Origin of the sequence: Pedobacter yonginensis (assembly GCF_003173595.1) — a bacterium.
Taxonomy (GTDB): domain Bacteria; phylum Bacteroidota; class Bacteroidia; order Sphingobacteriales; family Sphingobacteriaceae; genus Pedobacter; species Pedobacter yonginense.
The window spans coordinates 361,512-381,494 of record NZ_QGNZ01000003.1 but is presented as its reverse complement, the minus strand read 5'-3'; the positions used below and the strand labels follow the sequence as shown (position 1 = coordinate 381,494).

Annotated in this window: 17 protein-coding genes; 4 read left to right on the top strand and 13 right to left on the bottom strand. The window is 38.4% G+C overall.

Annotated features, from left to right (window positions below; all coding sequences use genetic code 11):
* Positions 1–157: 157 nt before the first annotated feature.
* The 7 genes from DHW03_RS13220 to DHW03_RS13190 all read right to left on the bottom strand — a co-directional run bounded on the left by DHW03_RS13220 (position 158) and on the right by DHW03_RS13190 (position 8,818).
* Positions 158–1,492 carry a MutS-related protein gene (locus DHW03_RS13220; protein WP_109926320.1) on the bottom strand — a complete coding sequence of 445 codons (1,335 nt, stop codon included), beginning with the start codon at positions 1,490–1,492 and terminating at the stop codon, positions 158–160.
* 246 nt (positions 1,493–1,738) lie between these two features.
* Positions 1,739–2,638, bottom strand: a complete 900-nt coding sequence (locus DHW03_RS13215) for a nucleotidyltransferase family protein (RefSeq protein ID WP_205941009.1) — start codon at positions 2,636–2,638, stop codon at positions 1,739–1,741.
* Positions 2,639–2,764: 126 nt separating this feature from the next.
* Positions 2,765–4,333 (bottom strand): helicase HerA-like domain-containing protein, encoded by a 1,569-nt coding sequence (locus DHW03_RS13210; protein ID WP_109926318.1) that lies wholly within the window; start codon positions 4,331–4,333, stop codon positions 2,765–2,767.
* Between the two features lie 123 nt (positions 4,334–4,456).
* The gene (locus DHW03_RS13205; RefSeq protein WP_109926317.1) at positions 4,457–4,753 is read right to left on the bottom strand and encodes a chaperone modulator CbpM; all 297 of its coding nucleotides are present in this window, start codon (positions 4,751–4,753) and stop codon (positions 4,457–4,459) included.
* Between the two features lie 70 nt (positions 4,754–4,823).
* The gene (locus DHW03_RS13200) at positions 4,824–5,705 is read right to left on the bottom strand and encodes a DnaJ C-terminal domain-containing protein (protein WP_109926316.1); all 882 of its coding nucleotides are present in this window, start codon (positions 5,703–5,705) and stop codon (positions 4,824–4,826) included.
* A 147-nt stretch (positions 5,706–5,852) separates the two neighbouring features.
* Positions 5,853–8,270 (bottom strand): alpha/beta hydrolase family protein, encoded by a 2,418-nt coding sequence (locus DHW03_RS13195; protein ID WP_109926315.1) that lies wholly within the window; start codon positions 8,268–8,270, stop codon positions 5,853–5,855.
* Between the two features lie 131 nt (positions 8,271–8,401).
* Positions 8,402–8,818 (bottom strand): DUF1801 domain-containing protein, encoded by a 417-nt coding sequence (locus DHW03_RS13190; protein ID WP_109926314.1) that lies wholly within the window; start codon positions 8,816–8,818, stop codon positions 8,402–8,404.
* A gap of 139 nt (positions 8,819–8,957) precedes the next feature.
* Here DHW03_RS13190 and DHW03_RS13185 point away from each other — a divergent pair, with 139 nt between their 5' ends.
* Complete coding sequence (locus DHW03_RS13185; RefSeq protein ID WP_109926313.1) at positions 8,958–10,064, top strand: Gfo/Idh/MocA family protein; 1,107 nt, start codon at positions 8,958–8,960, stop codon at positions 10,062–10,064.
* A 28-nt stretch (positions 10,065–10,092) separates the two neighbouring features.
* Here the strand turns inward: DHW03_RS13185 and DHW03_RS13180 are convergent, their stop codons facing one another.
* From DHW03_RS13180 to DHW03_RS13155, 6 genes are all read right to left on the bottom strand, one after another.
* The gene (locus DHW03_RS13180; RefSeq protein ID WP_109926312.1) at positions 10,093–10,500 is read right to left on the bottom strand and encodes a PAS domain-containing protein; all 408 of its coding nucleotides are present in this window, start codon (positions 10,498–10,500) and stop codon (positions 10,093–10,095) included.
* Between the two features lie 887 nt (positions 10,501–11,387).
* Positions 11,388–12,503, bottom strand: coding sequence for a M42 family metallopeptidase (locus tag DHW03_RS13175; protein ID WP_109926311.1), 1,116 nt, complete (start codon positions 12,501–12,503; stop codon positions 11,388–11,390).
* A 70-nt stretch (positions 12,504–12,573) separates the two neighbouring features.
* Entirely contained in the window at positions 12,574–12,990 is a 417-nt protein-coding gene (locus tag DHW03_RS13170) for a GNAT family N-acetyltransferase (protein WP_109926310.1), read from the bottom strand.
* On the bottom strand, positions 12,990–14,171 hold the full coding sequence (locus DHW03_RS13165) for an MFS transporter (protein WP_240618534.1): 1,182 nt from the start codon (positions 14,169–14,171) through the stop codon (positions 12,990–12,992). Before DHW03_RS13165 ends, DHW03_RS13170 begins: the two co-directional genes overlap by 1 nt.
* A gap of 52 nt (positions 14,172–14,223) precedes the next feature.
* Positions 14,224–15,765 (bottom strand): acyl-CoA carboxylase subunit beta, encoded by a 1,542-nt coding sequence (locus DHW03_RS13160; RefSeq protein ID WP_109926309.1) that lies wholly within the window; start codon positions 15,763–15,765, stop codon positions 14,224–14,226.
* Between the two features lie 34 nt (positions 15,766–15,799).
* A complete protein-coding gene (locus DHW03_RS13155; protein ID WP_109926308.1) occupies positions 15,800–17,035 on the bottom strand; it encodes a porin in 1,236 nt (411 codons plus the stop codon).
* 146 nt (positions 17,036–17,181) lie between these two features.
* On the opposite strand from DHW03_RS13155, the gene DHW03_RS13150 reads away from it, so the two are divergent.
* The 3 genes from DHW03_RS13150 (at position 17,182) to DHW03_RS13140 (ending at position 19,938) form a co-directional block, all read left to right on the top strand.
* Entirely contained in the window at positions 17,182–17,526 is a 345-nt protein-coding gene (locus tag DHW03_RS13150; RefSeq protein WP_109926307.1) for a hypothetical protein, read from the top strand.
* 146 nt (positions 17,527–17,672) lie between these two features.
* On the top strand, positions 17,673–19,277 hold the full coding sequence (locus tag DHW03_RS13145) for a SulP family inorganic anion transporter (RefSeq protein ID WP_109926306.1): 1,605 nt from the start codon (positions 17,673–17,675) through the stop codon (positions 19,275–19,277).
* Between the two features lie 4 nt (positions 19,278–19,281).
* On the top strand, positions 19,282–19,938 hold the full coding sequence (locus tag DHW03_RS13140; RefSeq protein ID WP_109926305.1) for a carbonic anhydrase: 657 nt from the start codon (positions 19,282–19,284) through the stop codon (positions 19,936–19,938).
* Positions 19,939–19,983: the final 45 nt, after the last annotated feature.

Sequence of the window (19,983 nt, the reverse complement as noted above, 5' to 3'; positions counted from 1 at the left end):
AGAAGATTTAAAATACAAAGCGTTTCTGATTAATTTCAGAAGCGCTTTTTTTTGTTTAGAAGGATTGTGTGGCAACAAATGATTTGCTTTTGGCACTTATGGTTAAGGCCTATAATTGATTAAACTTGGATGCTGATGGAGTGGAATTTAATCTGGATTATCTTTTCGCATTTCTGTCCAAAATATTAAGGATTCCTTCATTCTTAATAATCCATAGTCCCATTCTGTCGCTAGTAATTCCGGCCTTTAGTTTATGGGAATAACTTGGTTTATTTCCAATCATTTTAGTTTCAAGAAAGTTGAAATCAATATTTTCATTTTGATGTAGGTCTTCAGCAACTTCAACAATATGTGTTGAAACGATGAAAAAACAATTTTTGATTTTTGAGAAGGCATTTATAATCGAAACTGACGCTTCATGTGCATCTTTCACGTTGGTTCCTCGAAATAATTCATCGAAAATGACAAACATATTTTTACACGCATCAATTTTACTTGCAACACTGCTTACTCGTCTTACCTCATTATAAAAGTGACTGTAACCCTGACTTAAGCTGTCAGAAATATTTATGGTAGTCATCAATCCATGGAACACGCTTGTTTTCATCTGTTGAGCGGGAACTGGAAAGCCTAAATGAGCCAGATAAACCGCGATCGCAATTGATTTCAATAAGGTTGATTTTCCGGCCATGTTTACACCAGTTATAAATGAGACGTTTTTATCCGTGGAAATAAAAACATCATTTGGAACGGGTTTGTCCAGAAAGATGTGTCTTAGCATTTTAATCTCAACGTGTTTTTCTTCGTCACTATTGAGTTGTGGGTAACACAAAGTATGTTGTTTAGCTGTTTTGGCTACTGCAAAATATGCGTCGAGCTCATATAGAAGCGTTAATAGGTTCGTTATTTGGCTAGCCGCTGTCGTCCTAATCTCAAAATCAAAGACTGATAATTTGGAAGGAGTTAACTTATTATTTTTTGACAAAAGATACTCCGCAATTGGCCTATTGTTTTTTATCTCGATAATTACATCATTTATTTTTTTTAAAAAGCTGAAATTTGTTTTGCGGTTTAAGTGCGAAACAATAAGATCTAGATAAGTAATCAAGTCTAAAACTTCTTTTACACCTCTTCTTTTTATATAGAATGCTCTTGTTGGATTTAGGTATTCTGAAACAGTCTTTTTAATTTTTGATAAAGCGGATGGTTTTTTTGGTCGATTGTTTTGTCTTATATAGAAAGCTATAAAATCGACTGATTCTTTATCAAGATTGAAATCTAAGCTACTGTTTTGCAGGTATTGGATTAATTTTAGTCGTTCAGTTATTACTTTAATATCTGTTAAGGGATTTTTGAAAATCAATTTCAAGGTTGATTCACCTTCAATTGTACATGTTTGGTTAAACAAATCAAACAGTGATTTGTGATCTTCACTGCTGCCGAATACTTCTAAATCATTTAGTGTTTGTTTATCAATATCAAAAGCAGTCATGAGGATGAGCGGGTTTATTTAAATTTTCAAATTGGTATAAGTCGATCGTGAAAAAATTTTCCTGTTGACTAAGCTCCTTCAAGAAACAACGATGTATTCGGTAACAGGTTTGGTCTGTTATAGAGCATTCCATTCGGCTTTAGATAGGGGTATAAAGCAAATAGGTTCGGTTAACTAAGCCCGAACCTATTTGTTGCAATTTATTTCCCTGTTAAGGAATGGAATTTTAAAATTTCGGCAATGAAATTAGCTCCATAATTTTTCAGGGTAAGTGCCGTTTTTTACCAATTGATCAATACTGTCTTGAACATATGGTTTATCTTCTTTATAGGTTACGCCAAACCATTTGTTTGATGTTGGTACAACTTTAAAAGTAGCTTCATTTGTTTTTACCAAGCTTTCGCCAATTAAAGGGATAAAAAATTCTGCCTTAGGTTTATCTTTATTGGCCATGGCAAATTCTTTAAATAATTCTTCGGTAATTTTAAAAACGGCTGGCGTAAAGCCCCAAAAATTCATCGAAACTGGGGTATCGAAGCTTAATGGGAATTCTTCTCCATCTTCCTCGTAAAAGATTTTGCCATCTTTTGGATATACTTTTGTGCGTTCGATAATTTCTTCTAAGTTTCCTGAAGCATCTACTTTACATACGCCACGAGATACAGCGCCAAATTCAGAAAGTGTTTTGCCAATTTCGTAACCAATGATTGAGAAATTACTATCACTCGCTTCGTCGTTTAAGAAATCGACCATTTTTTTAAATGCATCATAACCATAATAATCATCGGCGTTGATTACACAAAAGGGTTCTTTAACAACTTTTCTGGCTGAAAGGATTGCGTGCGCAGTTCCCCAAGGTTTTTCTCTGTAAATCTCTTCTTCAATGCCAAATTGTTTCAAATCAAAATTTTGGAAAACATAGTCTGTTTCAATTCTTCCGTTAAGCTTTGGTTCGAAGATGGATTTAAAGTTATCTACAAATTCTTCTTTAATGATGAATACAACTTTGCCAAAGCCAGCCTGTATGGCATCATAGATAGAATAATCAATAATGGTTTCACCGTTTGGGCCGAATCCATCAATTTGTTTCATGCTTCCGTAGCGACTTGCCATCCCGGCAGCTAGTATTAATAGGGTTGGTTTCATAATGGGATTTTAATAGCCTTAGGTTATTTAAAGGCTAATCGTTGTGTTTTATTTTTTTAGTTATGTGAATATTTTTTTGGGCTCATCATCTGTGATTTACCTCATTGTTTTAAAAATCTCTTATGTTTAAAAACCGAATAAACCACCACCTCGTCTGGTCTTTTTTCCGGTTAGCATACCAAAAATACCCCGAACAATTTCTTTTCCAATTTGGCGGGTAATGGTAGCGCCCATTACCTGCTCAACAATACTCTTTTCGCCTGGTTTTGGTCTGCTCTCTACCTCGGCCTGTTTTTGAGCTTCAGCCTGTTGTTTTTGCTCTTCTAGGGCTGCGGTTTGTTCATTAATTCTTTTGGTTAAAATTTCGTAGGCACTTTCTGGATCAATTGCATCTTTGTATTTGGCATACATTGGGCTGCTTTGTACTACCTTTTCAAAATCAGCTGCGGTTAAGGGTCCCATTGCGGCTCTCGGCGGGGTAAGCATGGTTGCCGAAACTTCTGTGGGGATTCCTTTTTCATTTAGAACCGTAATTAAGGCTTGGCCAGTTCCTAATGAGGTTAATACTTTGTCTATTTCGTAGAAATCTGATTTTGGGTAGGTATTAACAGTCTTCTTAAGTGCATCTACATCATTTGGAGTAAATGCTCTTAGTGCATGTTGCACGCGATTTCCCAATTGTGCCAAAACGCTTTCTGGAACATCAGTGGGTGATTGCGTGCAGAAAAACACGCCAATTCCTTTTGATCGAATTAATCGGATGATGGTTTCAATTTGTTCTAAAAAAGCTTTTGATGAATTTTTAAAAAGCAGGTGTGCCTCATCGAAAAAGAAAACGAGTTTTGGCTTGTCTAAATCGCCCACTTCTGGCATGGTATTAAACAATTCGGCCAATAAACTTAACAGGAACGTAGAGTATAGAATTGGCTGATTTTGAACATCGGCAATGTTTAACAAACTTATGGTTCCTTTGCCATCAACGCGTTCAAACAAATCTTCTATGTCAAAAGATTTTTCGCCGAACATGCCACCCAAACCTTGCTGTTCTATTGCTACAATTTTTCTCAATATTGTACCAGATGTAGCGGTAGAGATTGAGCCGTAATCGCTTTTAATCTCTGCTGCGCCAGCGCCTTCAGATAAATAGGAAACCAATTTTTTAAGGTCGTTTAAATCAATAATCGGTAGTTTATGGTCATCGGCATATTTGAAGATAACGGCCATAACGCCCGATTGTGTATCGTTTAAATCGAGCACTTTAGATAGCAACGTTGGGCCAAATTCTAAAACGGTTGCCCGCATTTGAGCCCCTAATTTACCAGAGAGCGAATAGATTTCTACTGGAAATCCTTGTGGTGTGAAAGTTTTATTTAATTGTTTGGATCGTTCTTCAATTTTTGGGTTTATAGTACCTGCTTGGTTTAAACCAGATAAATCACCTTTTACATCGAGCATAAAAACAGGCACCCCGGCATCGGATAGTTGTTCGGAAAGCAATTGCAGGGTACGGGTTTTACCTGTTCCTGTTGCGCCTGCAACTAAGCCATGTCTGTTCATCATTTTCAATGATAAATTAACTTCGGCCTCTCCATAAACTTCACCATCTAACATTCCAGCGCCCAAATAGATATAAGAGCCGGTTGGGGCGTAAGAGGATTTAATCTTTTCGATGAATTTTGTTGAAGAATCGCTCATTAGAAAAATTTTAAACAGCCAATTTAAGAAACTAATCTTAAAAAGATATGGTTTATGATAGCCTTTTGTTGGTAAAAATAATTTACCATAAATATAAATTAATTTGAGGCAAATATTTCTCAGCTAGTGCAAGTGATGATAGAATTTGAGCTCATTTCTAAGTGCTAAAACTTCGCTCTGCATTTTTTGTAGTTGATTAAGCAACTGAGCTACAGCGTGGATGCCTTCGAGATTAATTTCGAGCTCTTTTGATAAGCGAATGTAGGGTTCTAGCTTGGTTAGTTCTTCGGTATTCAAGAAAACGGTTTTTTTGAGTATCGTTGTTTGGACCAAACCAAACTCTTCTAAGGAACGTACAAAGTTCATTTCTATATTATAAAATGAACAAATGTCTTCAATCGATATGAGATTATTTTCCATCAGATTTTACTTGATTTGCTTATGTATAACGAATTATGGTGGTTTCGGTTTTTATACTTCTTTTCTTTTTTTAAAGTTTAGATAGTTTTTCGAAAAGTTCTTTTTGTTCTTTATTGAGTGCTGTAGGTACTTTAACTTTCCATTTTACATACAAATCGCCAAACTGATTTTCTTTTTTATAAACTGGAAAGCCTTTGCCTTTTAGCCTCAAAGATGCATCTGGCTGTGTACCTGCCGGAACGTTTAATTTAACTTTGCCGTTTAAAGTTTCGACAATTTTTTCGCCACCCAAAACCGCGGTGTACAAATTCAATTCTTCGTTAACGTAAATATCGTTGCCCTTACGTTTGAACTTAGGGTCGTCGGCGATGGAAAAGGTAATGAATAAATCGCCTGGAGGGCCATTGTTTACACCTGGTGAGCCATAACCTGTTAATTTGATTTTTTGCCCGTTTTCTACCCCTGCCGGGATGGTAATGCGAACTTGTTTGCCATTTACGGTAAGGGTTTGTTTATGTGTGGTATATACATCAAGAAGATTTAATTGAAGTTCGGCTGAAAAATCTTGCCCTTTAAATGGAGATTTACCGCTGCTTCGTGCACCTCCACCTCCAAACATCGACGAGAAGAAATCAGAAAAATCGCCACCTCCAAATCCGCCAAATGCGTCATAATCAGCACTTCTACCACGCGATTGATTTTGCCTGTATTGGTTAAATTGATCTGCATTTTGCCAATCTTTTCCATGTTGATCGTACTTCTGGCGTTTAGCAGGATCGCTTAGTACTTCATTGGCTTCATTAATTTGCTGAAACTTTTTATTTGCTTCTTCATTATTTGGGTTCAAATCGGGATGATATTTCCTGGCTAACTTTCGGTAGGCTTTCTTGATGTCATCGGCACTTGCATCTTTTTTTAACTCCAGTATTTTATAATAATCTACGTAGTCCATATGGTACTAAACAAATAAATGGCGGGTATTTTGAATTTACAAGGCTAAAGGTAACCTTAAAAAAGGAAAATTAAGATTAGAAATTTAAGCAATTCTATTAAAAAAAATGCCCCGTTTACCGGAGCATCTTTAAGGTGGGGAAAAAATTTACTTTTTATTTTTCACATATTTTTCTAGCCATTGGTCTTGTTCCCAAAGCATGTGCAGAAGGTTTTCTTTGCCCCGATAGCTATGCGCTTCATAAGGTAAGAATACGAAACGTGTTGTGCCTCCCGCTCCTTTTATTGCATTGAACAAGCGTTCGCTATTTATTGGAAATGTACCTGGGTTATCATCAGAATCGCCATGTATTAAAAGAATAGGTGTTTTTATTTTATCTGCATAGCTGAATGGGCTCATTTCATAGTACAGTTGGGGTGCTTGCCAATAAGTGCGTTCTTCGTTTTGGAAACCAAAGGGCGTTAAAGTTCGGTTGTATGCGCCACTACGGGCTATTCCTGCTGCAAATAGGTTGGTGTGCGCTAGTAGATTAGCGGTCATAAATGCTCCATAGCTGTGTCCGCCAACGGCCATACGCTTACGGTCTCCAACACCTAAATCGGCTAATTTATTTATGGCTGCTTCTGCATTGAGCTGTAATTGATCGACAAATGTATCATTCGGTTTTTTAGCGTCTTTGGCCACAATTGGCATTTCGGCATTGTCTAAAACGGCATATCCTCGGGTTACCCAAAATATTGGTGATGCCCAGCTGATGGTGGTAAACTTGTCTTTAGATCCGCGGATTTGTGCTGCATCGGCTGCTGAATTAAATTCGCGGGGATATGCCCAAATTAGGGTTGGTAAGGGGCCGTCTTTGTCTTTGTTGTAGCCTTTGGGTAGGTATAAATCTCCGGTTAAATCAACCCCATCCGCTCGTTTGTACGAGATTTTTTCTTTGGTGATGCCTTCTAGCGATGGGTAAGGGTTGGTAAAGTTTGTTACCGATCTGTCGGCAATTCTTAACACGAGGTTTTTAATGTAATAATTGGGCACTAACTTTTGACTTTCTTTGCGAGTTAGTAGAACTAATTTTTCTGGATCGATTACATCGCTTATGTATTCAAATGTTCCTTCGGTACTTCTCCAGATGATTTCATTTTTTTTAGTGGATAAATCGAATTTAGCCAAAAAGGGTAGGTCTCCTTTTTCTGATGAGCCTACCGTATTGTACATTAGTAATTTTGTGCCATTATCTACGGTATGGATTACCTGACGGCCGTACTTGTTTTTTGTTGTTACTGGGCTACCGGGATTTCCGTATGCATCTGTTTGATTACGGCTGTAAAGTTCCTCTATTGCTCCGGTTGTTGGGTTATAGCGACTTACTTTACTGGTTTGCTTGCTTCTTAATCCTTCCATAATTAGGGCGAGATTTGCATCGCCCCATTGTACGCCGCGATAACGGGTTACGGTTTTGAATAATTCTTTTTCTGATCCTGTAAATGGGGCGCTTAAGGCGTAAACAGCATCATGGAAGGGAACATTCTTTTTGATTAATCCGCTATCTAGTGGCTTGGCCCACACAATGGTTGCTGGCTCATCATCTCGCCAATCAAAACCACGGGGAACATTTTGAAGGTTGTCGTAGCCCGATGGTGTGCCTTCTGATGAGGGTAATTCGGCCAAAACTTTGATTGTTTTGCCTGTTAAATCTGTTATTGTTACTGTTGATGGGAAACCTCCGGCCGATACCAAATATGAAAAGGGTTTACGGATGGTTTCTATCATCATGTATGTTTTATCTGGTGATAAGCTCACGGAGCCATAAATAGCGGGTTTGCCAATTGGTGTTTCTACGCCTCCTGTATTCTTTACGAGTTGTGATGTACCGTAAAATTCAAATAACTGTTCATCGAAGGGCGATTTAATTAAATCTTGATAGGTTGCACTTGGTGCGGCTTTACCTAAGTTTTGTTGTATGGTTGGTCCTTTTGGCATCAGCGGCTTCGCTGGTGCGGCACTTGCTGGTTTTGTTGCTGTGCGATAGATGATTGTATTGTCGTTTAGCCAAGTAAGCCCGCTACCCAAAACAACATTTAAAAATGCTTTGTTAACTTTAGTTGCTTTTTTGGTGGCTAAATCCATGATGTACAAATCGACTCCTTTTTGCGTGGTGTTGGTGAACGCAATTTTATTTTCAGATGGATTCCAGCTTATGCTGCCTGCATATAGTGGTGTAGGTAAGCCTGTTACTGGAAATGTTTTGTCTGTTTTAATGTTTTTTAAGCTGAAGTTGTTGATGTAGGTTTGTCGGCTTGGTGAATAATTGTTTGGGTTGAGGCGTAGGCCAGCGATGCGGTATTCTGGCATGGCTAATTCTTCTACGGATGGATAGGAATTCCGTTCGCTAAACAAAATCCATTCGGCTTTGCCATCAATACTTACGCCTGGAGTTGGTTTAGCAAGTAATAAATCGGCAATTTCTTTTGGTGGGCTTTGGTAGCTCACCGCATCTTGCGCCAATGCATTTAAAGAAATACAAGCGCCTGCTATTAAAAAACAGAGGTGAAGTTTTTTGATCATTTCCGGTTGGTTTGGTTGAATAAGGATATTGTAAATATGCAAAAATTAGCTTAGTGTAATTGTTGCGTAACTGCATATTTACAAGATTAAACGCTTTCTTCGAAACCTCGCAGATGGGTGTAAAAATTGTACTATGGGTAAAGACTTTTGATGTTTTCTACAGAGTTAACAATCATTTTTTTGAGGATGTCCACATCAATGTCGGATAATTTTTTAATGTATATACAGGCTTTTGCTGATTTGTGTTTGCCGAATTTCTGCAACAGTACTTCACGATCTTTTAGCTGTGAGGATAGATACAGCGAAAAGCTATCTTTTCTTGGTGAGAAGCCTGCTAAGGGCGCATCGCCGCTTCTGCCACTATCATACACATAATGATAACTCCCGAAACCAACTATTGCGGCTCCCCACATTTTCGCTTCAAAGCCTGTTGTTTTCGAAAAGATTTCAACCAGCTCAAAACTGTCCTTTCGTTTAGCTTCATCTTCTACTTGATTTAAAAAATCGGATACACTAAGTTCGTTTTCGGTTGTTTTATTCTGTGCCATTATCTTTTTTATTTTAAAGTTATAAAAATTAAGAAAAAAAATCTGCCTTCAATTTGCCTGATGCATTTTGTAATATTTTCATGCTATTGAAGGAACAAAATCATTAATGTATAACTTGTGCATCTTTCAATACTGCATTATGAAAATTTTTACATCATCTTCTTACTTTAGAGGTTTAGCCCTAATTGCTTTTATTTGCTTATCATTTTATGCTAATGCCCAAAAACTCAATGTAGCGGTTGCCGGCCTCAACCACGATCATATTTATCTGATTATGAACAGCTATCAAAAGGGTGAGGTAAATGTGATTGGTATTGCCGAGCCGAATCAACAATTGGTAGATCGTTTTAAAAAACAGTATAAACTTGCAGATAGTTTGTTCTATCCTGATTTAACATCATTACTCAAAAAGAAGAAGCCACAGGTGGTTTTGGCTTATAATGCAATTAGCGATCATTTGGCTGTTGTTGAAGCGGCTGCGCCTTTGGGTATTTCTGTAATGGTAGAAAAGCCCTTGGCCATCAATGTTAAACAGGCACAAAAAATGGCAGATTTGGCTCGCAAGTATAAAATTCATTTGCTTACCAATTACGAAACCACGTGGTACCCTAGTAATCAGGAAGCGTATTTAGACATCAAAGAGAAAAAAACCATTGGTGATGTTCGGAAAATGATTGTGCATGATGGACATCAAGGGCCAAAGGAAATTGGCGTGAGTAAAGAGTTTTTAAGCTGGTTAACGGATCCGAAAAAAAATGGTGCTGGTGCATTGGTTGATTTTGGGTGTTATGGCGCCAACTTAATGACTTGGTTAATGGATGGAAAGGCTCCCATTTCTGTTTCTGCGGTAACGCATCAAATTAAAAAAGATGTTTATCCGCTAGTGGATGATGATGCTACAATTTTGTTGGAATATCCGAATGCTACGGGCATTATCGAAGCTTCTTGGAACTGGCCTTTTAGCATTAAGGATATGGAAGTTTTCGGTAAAACGGGCTACATTCAGGCTGTAAATGATCAAAACCTTCGAAGCAAGGTTAATGGTAAACCTGAATATTCAATTTACAAGGCTAAACCTCTAACGCCAGCCTATGCCAATCATCTAGGCTACTTAGCAGCAGTATTACGGAATGAAATTCAACCGGTTAATGATTTGTCATCACTAGAAAACAATTTAATTGTGGTTAAAATCTTGGAAGCGGCAAAAACTTCTGCTAAAACAGGGAAGAAGGTTATGATTAAGTAGGGGATGGTTTGATGGGCAGCTTTTTACATTAACCTTTAAAATCGGTAATGTCTTGACTGGTTCCAACTATTTTATTGATTTCGCCAATTTCTTGCACCATAATTCCATCTACCTTCATTTTTCTGATGCTTCCATCTGGTCGCTTAATTCTATACTGAACGTTGTAACTGCTTCTCTCGCCAGAAATGGTTAGTTGTATTTCGTCTTGCATGTGGTCCAAATCTTCTGGTAAAATCATGCTCAATAAATTATCGAAGGTGAAACTTGCATCTGGCAGTAATCCGTAGTTTCTCTTACAGGTGTAACTGGTGTGCAAAATCCCAGACTCATACTCAAACTCCCAGAAGCCAAGTCTTACATGATCAAATATAACATCCCAATGGGCATCGCAGATCATAGAAACATCTGCTTTCTTGGTGTTGAGGGGCGAATCCATAATGTATAATAAGTATGATTGTAATCGGGAAACGGATTAATAATCTAATATAATAAATTTGTTACATTCGAATTGAAAAAAAATTGGATACAACCAGAAGGAGTGTTAAATTATGATGTATTTGATTATTGGAAATGAAGTAAAACGTGCAATATCATCAGCGACAGTTAGGTGCCTAATACACGGAAGTTTGGATTGTATCCCTTGTATTCCGTGTGTTCTGTGTTTCCGTGGCGAAACATAAATGAGTTATCAGAACTTAGATCTGGACTTTATTATGTGTTTAGGAAATAAAAATTGCCACGGAAGCACGGAATACACGGAGGTTTGGATTGTATTCCGTGTGTTCTGTGTTTCCGTGGCGAAGCATAAACGAGTTATCAGAACTTAGATCTGGACTTTATTATGTGTTTAGGAAATAAAAATTGCCACAGAAGCACGGAATACACGGAGGTTTGGATTGTATTCCGTGTGTTCTGTATTTCCGTTGCGAAACATAAATGAGTTAACAGAACTTAGATCTGGACTTTATTATGTGTTTAGGAAATAAAAATTGCCACGGAAGCACGGAATACACGGAGGTTTGGATTGTATTCCGTGTGTTCTGTGTTTCCCTTGCGAAAGATAAATGAGTTACCAGAACTTAGATCTGGACTTTATTATGTGTTTAGGAAATAAAAATTGCCACGGAAGCACGGAATACACGGAGGTTTGGATTGTATTCCGTGTGTTCTGTGTTTCCGTGGCGAAACATAAATGAGTAACAGAACTCAGATCTGGACTGTGTTATGTGTTTAGGAAATAAAAATTGCCACAGAAGCACGGAATACCCGGAAGTTTGGGTTGTGTTTTGAGTTTCTGTGGCAGATAATATAGTTTGAATTTCGTTATTTAAATTCTCTGAAATCTTGACCGTCTTTAATGTTTAGCAAGCTTTCGTAAATTAGGCTGATCACATTATCTACGTCTTCTTTATGCACCATTTCTACTGTGGTGTGCATATAGCGCAATGGTAATGAAATTAGAGCTGATGGAACACCTCCATTTGAATAAGCGAAAGCATCGGTGTCTGTTCCCGTTGAACGTGATGAGGCTTGGCGTTGGAATGGAATTTCATTCTTCTCTGCCGTTTTAATCAGTAATTTGTTCAAATTGGTTTGCACTGCTGGTGCGTAAGAAACTACTGGTCCTTTGCCTGCCGATAAATCCCCTTGAATGTTTTTATTAATCATCGGGGTGGTGGTATCGTGGGTTACATCGGTAATAATCGCAACGTTTGGTTTAATGCGTGCTGCAATCATTTCTGCACCACGTAAACCTATTTCTTCTTGCACGGAGTTTACGATGTATAAACCAAAAGGAAGTTTTTTCTTGTTTTCTTTTAGTAAACGGGCAACTTCTGCAATCATAAAACCACCCACACGGTTATCTAACGCACGACCAACGTAATAGCGATCGTTCAATACCATAAACTCATCTTCATAAGTTATTACACAGCCTACATGGATGCCTAGTTTTTCTACTTCTTCTTTAGATGTGCAGCCGCAATCTAAAAATATATTTTTAAGTTCTGGGGCCTGTTCTTTTTCGCCATGGCGGGTGTGGATAGCCGGCCAGCCAAATACAGCTTTTACCAATCCATTTTCGGTGTGGATGTTAACTCGTTTAGATGGTGCAATTTGATGGTCTGATCCACCGTTGCGGATTACATAAATTAAGCCATCACTGGTGATGTAGTTTACATACCAAGAAATTTCATCGGCATGAGCCTCGATAACCACTTTGAAAGGTGCCTTAGGGTTAATTACGCCAACCGCCGTGCCATAGTTATCAATAAAATGTTCATCGATGTAGGGCTTTAAATAGTTAAGCCAAATTTTTTGCCCTTCCCACTCGTAGCCAGTAGGCGCAGGGTTATTGATGTATTCTTCTAGAAACTGTAGCGATTTTTTGGTTACTACAGGAACGTGTTTTTTCTTTTCGTCGTCTTTTTTCTTAGCCATGTGATATCTATTTTGCCTTAATGATGCATAAACAAGATTTTAATCTCTTGTAATTGAAGCATATGGGTATTTAGTTATTGTTTAATATTAATTCCATGATTACAAAGTCATACCCATTTTTTGAAAAGGTTTTATTTGTTTCTTGGAAGCCAAATTTAAAATAAAATTCTTTAGCATTTACGCGTGCATTGCACCATACCTTACTGGCCTTTTGAATTTTACAAAAGTCTATCATATATTCAACCAATTGAGAACCATAGCCCATTTTTTGCGCTTGTGGCAAAACTGCAAGTTTTCTGAATTGATAAACATCGCCCTCTGCAAATACAGAAACCACCCCTGTTAGTTTATGATCGGCATACAAGCCAAAATGAACGCCATCGAAATCATTAGCCAACTTTACAACATCAAAGGGCTGGTCTGCGTACATGGCTTCGTGCCGAATGCGCCAAGTTAGTGAGGGAAATATTTGTTCTAATTGAACCATCAAATTGCATTGTGCTTTTTCTTACCGTAGAATTGATAAATTAGGATATTGATTATAATGATGGCCGTCATTCCGTAACAAAATAATGCCCAACCGCCTTGATCCCAAAGGAATAAACCCAAAGCTGAACCGCAACTTGCCCCAATAAAACTTACTGACATAAATATGGTATTAAGCCGGTTTCTGGCTTCTGGAATTAAAGTGTAAATACGAGTTTGGTTGGTTACATGAATGGCTTGTTGTCCAATATCGATTAATACAATTCCAACTACAAAAAGGTATAAATGACTTTTGGTGAAGTAGAATAAAGCAATGCTAATGAGCTGTAGCAAAAACCCAATCATTAAATTTTTTCTTGGATTATTTCCATCGCTGAGTTTGCCAACAAGCGGTGCGGCTAATGCCCCAGCTGCGCCAGCAATGCCGAACAGGCCAATTTGCAAGGTTTGAAAATTGAACGGCGGATTGGCTAGAAACAAAACCATGGTTGTCCAAAATGCGCTAATGATGGCAAAGGCCAAAAAATTAATTAAGGAAGTTTCTCTTAGCGCAGGTTGTGTTTTAATGTAACCAAACATAGAACGCATTAGTTCTTTATAAGTGCCTTTAAATGCAGGGTAGCTCTGTGGGAAACGTTTAGCCATTAAAGCAATTAACAATAAGCATATTCCAGCTGCCATATAATAAACCGAACGCCACCCCAGCCAAAATCCTATACTGCCACTTACCGCACGAGAGGCTAAAATGCCCACCAAAAGGCCGCTCATAATCATACCGATGTTGGCTCCCCTGTTTTCATCGGAGCTAAGGTTGGCTGCCAATGGCAAAATGAGTTGCGGAACAATAGAACATGCTCCAATTAGCACTGAAGCCACTTCTAAGAGAAAAAAAGTTTGTGAAGTGGCGGCTACCAGAAGTGCAGCAATGGCTAATCCGGTTATCATCAAGATTTGCTTTTTTCGCTCAAACATATCGCCGAGTGGAACTAAAAGAAGTAACCCGAGCGCATATCCAATTTGCGTTAAATACGTAATTCGCCCTGCATAACTTTCGGTTAAATTAAAATCTTTAGCAACCAAAATAACCAATGGTTGGCAATAGTAAATGTTTGCCACAATTAAGCCTGTGCAAAAGGCCATCAAAAGAATGTTGCTGCGGGATAATTGTTGGGTTGATTGCATAAATCGGGTAAATGATTTTAACTAGAGCAGGATGTTACAGCCTCTTTTTGTCCTATAAAGGTATATTTCCATGTTTCTTCCGTGGATTGTTTACCACTTTGTTTTCTAACATCTTAAATGCCTTTATTAATTTTATACGGGTTTGCGATGGCTCTATCACTTCATCAACAAAACCACGTTCGGCCGCACGGTACGGGTTTGCAAAAATATCCGAATACAGTTTTTCTTTCTCCAACCATTTTTCTTGAGGATTTTCAGCCGAGCTAATCTCTCTTTTAAATATAATTTCTGCTGCACCCTTAGCCCCCATAACGGCAATTTCTGCACTTGGCCATGCATAATTTAAATCGGCACCGATGTGTTTGCTGTTCATCACATCGTATGCCCCACCGTATGCTTTTCTGGTAATAACCGTAATTCTTGGAACGGTGGCTTCGCAAAAGGCGTATAACAATTTGGCTCCATTGGTGATGATTCCATTCCACTCTTGATCGGTGCCGGGTAAGAAGCCCGGTACATCTTCAAAAACGAGCAAAGGAATGTTAAAGCAATCGCAAAAACGAACAAATCGGGCAGCCTTGGTTGATGAATTGCTATCTAGAACGCCAGCCAAATAGGCAGGTTGGTTGGCTACAATGCCAATGCTTCTTCCTGCTAGGCGTGCAAAACCTACAACTATATTTTCTGCAAAGTCTTTATGCACTTCCAAAAAGCTATCTGCATCGGCCACTAAGGCTATAATTTCACGAATATCATAAGGTTGTGAAGCATTTTGAGGCATGAATGTATTCAGCTCGATGCGCTGTTCATCAGCTTGCTCATACGGTAAAATATCGGCCATTTCCTCACAGTTTTGAGGCATATAACTCAACAACTTTTTAACATGATTTATGGCTTCTATCTCATTAGCACATGCAAAATGTGTTACGCCTGATTTGGTTGCATGGGTTGTGGCACCTCCCAACTCTTCTGAAGTTACTTCTTCATGCGTAACCGTTTTAACCACATTTGGCCCCGTAACAAACATGTACGAGGTATTTTCAACCATCAAAATGAAATCTGTTATGGCTGGAGAATACACTGCACCACCTGCACATGGACCCATAATTGCCGATAATTGTGGTATAACACCCGATGCTTGCACATTGCGGTAAAAAATATCTGCATAACCGCCTAACGAAACTACGCCTTCCTGAATTCTAGCTCCACCACTATCGTTTAAGCCAATTAATGGTGCACCGTTTTTCATCGCCATTTCCATTAGCTTACAGATTTTCTCTGCATGGGTTTCTGACAATGATCCTCCAAATACAGTAAAATCTTGAGAGAAAACATAAGTTAAGCGGCCATTTATAGTTCCGTAGCCGGTAATTACGCCATCGCCCAAATACTTTTCTTGTTCCATGCCAAAATCGGTACTTCGGTGGGTAACCATCATGCCAATCTCTTCGAAACTTCCCTCATCCATTAAAAAGTGAATCCTTTCGGGGGCGGTTAGTTTTCCTTTTTTATGCTGACTATCTATTCTTGCCTGTCCACCACCAAGTTGCGCTTGGTTTATTTTATCTTGAAGTAAAGCTATTTTCTTATCCATAGGGAGGAGTATTTTCAGAATTTAAATTTAAAAATTACCAACGGTATTGCAAACGGGTTGTGAATACATCATCCTTAATGTCGTTAGGTACATCTGTTAGGCTTGTGCTTTCGTTGGTTACATGTTCATTATAAATAGTAAACTTCAAACGGTTACTCAATTGATAGGTGAGGCCGTAGCCTAGTGTATTGTATTTCACATCTCCAGAAGTGGTAAAAGTATTTGCCTTACCAATTACTTCGCCTTTCACATTCGTATTCGGATCGTAAATATCATAACCCACCAAAGCAGAAAGCTTTGTTTTGCCAATTTGTTGGGTAAACCAAATATAGTAGCCGTTGAAATTGCGGGCATATAAATTTGTAGCGGGCTGAAGCGCAAAGCTCTGACTTGCATAAGGGCCTTTTAAATCTGCTGAACTGGCCACACCAGGTTGCTTGCCTGCAATGTACTCGGTTTTTAGTGATGTTTTACCAAATGGGTTATCGTATTCTAGCTGTATGTTTGCCCCGTAATAGTTTCGATCTAAATATTTGCCCACAAAGTCATCGCTTGTGTTTGCGCTAAAACCTCCGCTGTTGCTATTGTAATAGGTTTTAGTACCGCTTCTTACATATCCTCGGTAAACAGATCCACCAAAACCAATATGTAATTTTTTATTGGCAAGGCTATCAAATTTGAAGGCAATGTTTCCAATGATGTCTTTTTTTGAATCGTAATCTCTTGCTGTTAAGCCACTCCCATTTACAACTGCAAGCTCCAATGTCAAAAACTTGAGGAAGTTGTTGGGCCTGTAGCCCACTAAAGCACCAATATCGCGTTCTCTTGGCATAAGAAGTTGGAATACACGCGGCCGTTCTGGAAAATCCCGGTAACCAGAGGAGTACACAATGCTGTAACCAAACGGTCTGTTAAATAAGCCTGCCGTTAGGCTAAACTCTTTAAGCTTGGGCTCTCTTAGCTGTATAAAGGCATCCATAAGTTGTAAGCCATTTTGCGTTGCATCTATTTGGAAAACAATACTGGTATATTTATCTACCCGATCTACCTTTAAGCGTCCACGCCTGATGATAAACCGATTATCGGCATTAGACGAGAAATCTCCTCCGGAAAAGGAAGCAATTCCTGCGGATTCTGCTTTTTGAAATTGGGTTTGAAGATAGCCTGTGATTGCAATGTCGTGCGGATCATAACTGGAGGGTGCGTTGTTGTTTTGTGCGTAAATTAACGTAGGGATACACAACAAAGCTAAAAGCAAAAATTTCTTCATATTACGCGAAAATAAAACATTAAATTCAAATAATAACTTTAGCCTTACTACTTAAATTACAAATATTTTACAGCCTAATGCATTGAAAAATCAATTATGCTGTTATTTTTGTATCCAGAGAATTAAAACCAGATTAGAATAAATCGATGTTTTTAAGAAAATACAAGTATTTAATTGTGACGGCCTTTATGTTCATCTTCATGGCGAAGATGGGTATATCTGGCGCGCCAGTTTTTTTTACAAGTATTGATAAGGATATTATGAATGCCGTAATCATGCAAATTGAGTTAGAGCATGACGGCGGAAAGGATGCCGCTAAAGACACCGCCAAATTTACAGATCTTAAACTGGTAGAGCTTAACCACCCTATTTTATCTTACGAGTTCTCATCAAGTCACTTCATTTTAAAAAGCAGTTTTGTAGAGCATTTTAGAAGATATGTAGATCCGTATCATCCTACAGTTCCAACCCCACCGCCCAACGCCATCTAGTAATTTGGTGTTTTAAATTATTCATCATCATAAGTTTAGCAATTTAAAAGTGCATTGAAAATCAATGCAGTATAGATTGTGCAATGCATTGATCTGTTTAAACACCACGATTTATTCGTTAAAATTTACTAGATAATTATATCGTTATGCAAAAGTTTAAGCCGGCCTTTTCAGGTGCGGATGTAAAAAAATATATTCTTAAAAAGAATCTGAAGAAAGATTTACCCTCCAGTATCGTTGTGTTTTTAGTGGCTTTGCCACTTTGTTTAGGTATTGCACTTGCATCTGGTGCGCCATTATTTGCTGGTTTAATTACCGGAATTATTGGTGGTATCGTTGTCGCGTCCTTTAGTGGCTCGCAATTAAGTGTAAGTGGGCCTGCAGCGGGTTTAACGGTAATTGTACTCGGTGCAATCACATCCTTGGGGAGCTATCCTACTTTTTTACTTGCGGTTGTTTTGGCGGGAGTTTTTCAATTGGTTTTAGGCTTGGTAAAGGCTGGTACAATTGGCAACTACTTTCCATCAAGCGTTATCGAAGGGATGTTGGCAGCCATCGGTTTAATCCTAATTTTGAAGCAGTTGCCTCATGCTTTAGGGGTTGATACCGATTTTACTGGTGATGAGGGTTTCTTTCAACAAGATCATGAAAATACTTTTTCTGCCATCTCTGCTGCAATAGGACATTTTAGCTTGGCTGCGGTTGTAATTAGTTTAGTTTCAATAGCCATCTTAATTATTTGGCCAAAATTTCCAAAATTAGCTGTTGTGCCTGCGCCGTTATTGGTGGTAACATTAGGTGTGCTGGGTACTATATTTTTCGCTGGAACAGATCATCCGCTTCGGGCAGACCAAATGGTAAAAATTCCTGTGGTAAATGGTTTTGGAGAATTTTTGGGTTTATTTACCATGCCCGATTTCTCGCAATTAGCCAATAGCAAGGTTTACCTTGTTGCGGGCACCATAGCCGTTGTTGCGAGTTTGGAAACCCTTTTAAGCTTAGAGGCGGTAGATAAAATTGACCCAATAAAACGCGTGTCTCCAACCAATAGGGAATTAATTGCCCAAGGAATTGGAAATATAACCAGTGGTATGGTGGGTGGTTTACCCATGACCTCCGTAATTGTACGCAGTTCAGCGAATGTGAATTCTGGTGCCAGAACCAAAATGTCGGCTATTTTTCATGGCATTTGGTTATTACTGTCATTACTTTTCATTCCGGGTGTAATTAATATGATTCCACTTTCCTGTTTGGCGGCTATACTTTTGGTTACGGGTTATAGGCTAACTCGAATTGGCTTGTTCAAACACATGTACCATAAAGGTTGGGATCAATTTGTACCTTTCGTGGTTACAGTTTTGGCAGTTCTTTTTACTGATTTGTTAAAAGGTGTGGCTATTGGTATGATGGTATCAATTTTCTATTTGTTACGTACCAATATGCGCAATCCATTCTTTTATCGAATTACAAATGAAGGCGATAAAAAGAACATCCGTATTAAGTTAGCAGAAGAGGTATCCTTTTTAAATAAAGCGGCGATTCAGGTTGTTTTAACGAATATTCCGAAAGAAACAAACGTAATTATTGATGGTTCAAACGCTCGCTACATTGATCCTGATGTACTCGAAACCATTTTTAATTATAAACACAATGCTTACACAAAAGGAATCATTGTAAGCTTAGAAAATATCAAAAATCACTATGTGGTTCCGAAATTAACAAATAAAGTTGTAGAAGAAATTAACAAGTAAAATTATGTGCGCAAAGAAAATAGAATCAAAAGATATATCATGTGAAACCCTTTTACAGGGAAATAAGGATTGGGTAGAAGAAATGATTGAAACCAATCCGGAGTACTTCAATATTTTATCGGCGGGGCAAACGCCTCCGGTATTGTGGATTGGTTGTTCTGATAGCCGTGTGCCAGCAAACCAAATTACCAATACCATGCCGGGCGATATCTTCGTACACCGTAATATCGCAAACGTGGTTGTTCATACGGATATGAATTTACTTTCGGTTTTGGATTATTCGGTAAATGTACTTAAGGTTAAACATGTAATTGTTTGCGGCCACTATGGTTGTGGAGGTGTTAAGGCGGCCTTAGGGAATAAGCAAGTGGGTATTATCGACAATTGGTTGAGAAATATCAGAGATGTGTATCGAACACATGATAAAGAAATGGATGCTATTCAAGATCCGGAGGAGAAATTCAATCGTTTGGTGGAACTGAATGCCATTCAGGGTGCTGCCAATGTGATGCATACGTCAATTGTACAAACCGCTTGGGCAAGTGGACAAGAGCTATCTGTTCATGCTTGGGTGTACAGCTTAAAAACAGGCATAATTAAAGATTTGGAAGTAACCAGTTCAAGTCTTGATGATGTTACGCCTACATTTAAAGTAAGTTAAACCACGCCAATAAGGTGTTGTTTTTGTTGTTAGGAAAGCCTCGGT

What these genes read in the sequence shown, in the direction of transcription:
- DHW03_RS13185 (WP_109926313.1), top strand. Translation starts at nt 8,958, where the DNA reads ATGAAAATTTTTACATCATCTTCTTACTTTAGAGGTTTAGCCCTAATT.
- DHW03_RS13175 (WP_109926311.1), bottom strand. Translation starts at nt 12,503, where the DNA reads ATGGCTAAGAAAAAAGACGACGAAAAGAAAAAACACGTTCCTGTAGTA.
- DHW03_RS13210 (WP_109926318.1), bottom strand. Translation starts at nt 4,333, where the DNA reads ATGAGCGATTCTTCAACAAAATTCATCGAAAAGATTAAATCCTCTTAC.
- DHW03_RS13155 (WP_109926308.1), bottom strand. Translation starts at nt 17,035, where the DNA reads ATGAAGAAATTTTTGCTTTTAGCTTTGTTGTGTATCCCTACGTTAATT.
- DHW03_RS13195 (WP_109926315.1), bottom strand. Translation starts at nt 8,270, where the DNA reads ATGATCAAAAAACTTCACCTCTGTTTTTTAATAGCAGGCGCTTGTATT.
- DHW03_RS13205 (WP_109926317.1), bottom strand. Translation starts at nt 4,753, where the DNA reads ATGGAAAATAATCTCATATCGATTGAAGACATTTGTTCATTTTATAAT.
- DHW03_RS13145 (WP_109926306.1), top strand. Translation starts at nt 17,673, where the DNA reads ATGCAAAAGTTTAAGCCGGCCTTTTCAGGTGCGGATGTAAAAAAATAT.
- DHW03_RS13220 (WP_109926320.1), bottom strand. Translation starts at nt 1,492, where the DNA reads ATGACTGCTTTTGATATTGATAAACAAACACTAAATGATTTAGAAGTA.
- DHW03_RS13190 (WP_109926314.1), bottom strand. Translation starts at nt 8,818, where the DNA reads ATGGCACAGAATAAAACAACCGAAAACGAACTTAGTGTATCCGATTTT.
- DHW03_RS13165 (WP_240618534.1), bottom strand. Translation starts at nt 14,171, where the DNA reads ATGCAATCAACCCAACAATTATCCCGCAGCAACATTCTTTTGATGGCC.
- DHW03_RS13180 (WP_109926312.1), bottom strand. Translation starts at nt 10,500, where the DNA reads ATGGATTCGCCCCTCAACACCAAGAAAGCAGATGTTTCTATGATCTGC.
- DHW03_RS13215 (WP_205941009.1), bottom strand. Translation starts at nt 2,638, where the DNA reads ATGAAACCAACCCTATTAATACTAGCTGCCGGGATGGCAAGTCGCTAC.
- DHW03_RS13170 (WP_109926310.1), bottom strand. Translation starts at nt 12,990, where the DNA reads ATGGTTCAATTAGAACAAATATTTCCCTCACTAACTTGGCGCATTCGG.
- DHW03_RS13140 (WP_109926305.1), top strand. Translation starts at nt 19,282, where the DNA reads ATGTGCGCAAAGAAAATAGAATCAAAAGATATATCATGTGAAACCCTT.
- DHW03_RS13200 (WP_109926316.1), bottom strand. Translation starts at nt 5,705, where the DNA reads ATGGACTACGTAGATTATTATAAAATACTGGAGTTAAAAAAAGATGCA.
- DHW03_RS13160 (WP_109926309.1), bottom strand. Translation starts at nt 15,765, where the DNA reads ATGGATAAGAAAATAGCTTTACTTCAAGATAAAATAAACCAAGCGCAA.
- DHW03_RS13150 (WP_109926307.1), top strand. Translation starts at nt 17,182, where the DNA reads ATGTTTTTAAGAAAATACAAGTATTTAATTGTGACGGCCTTTATGTTC.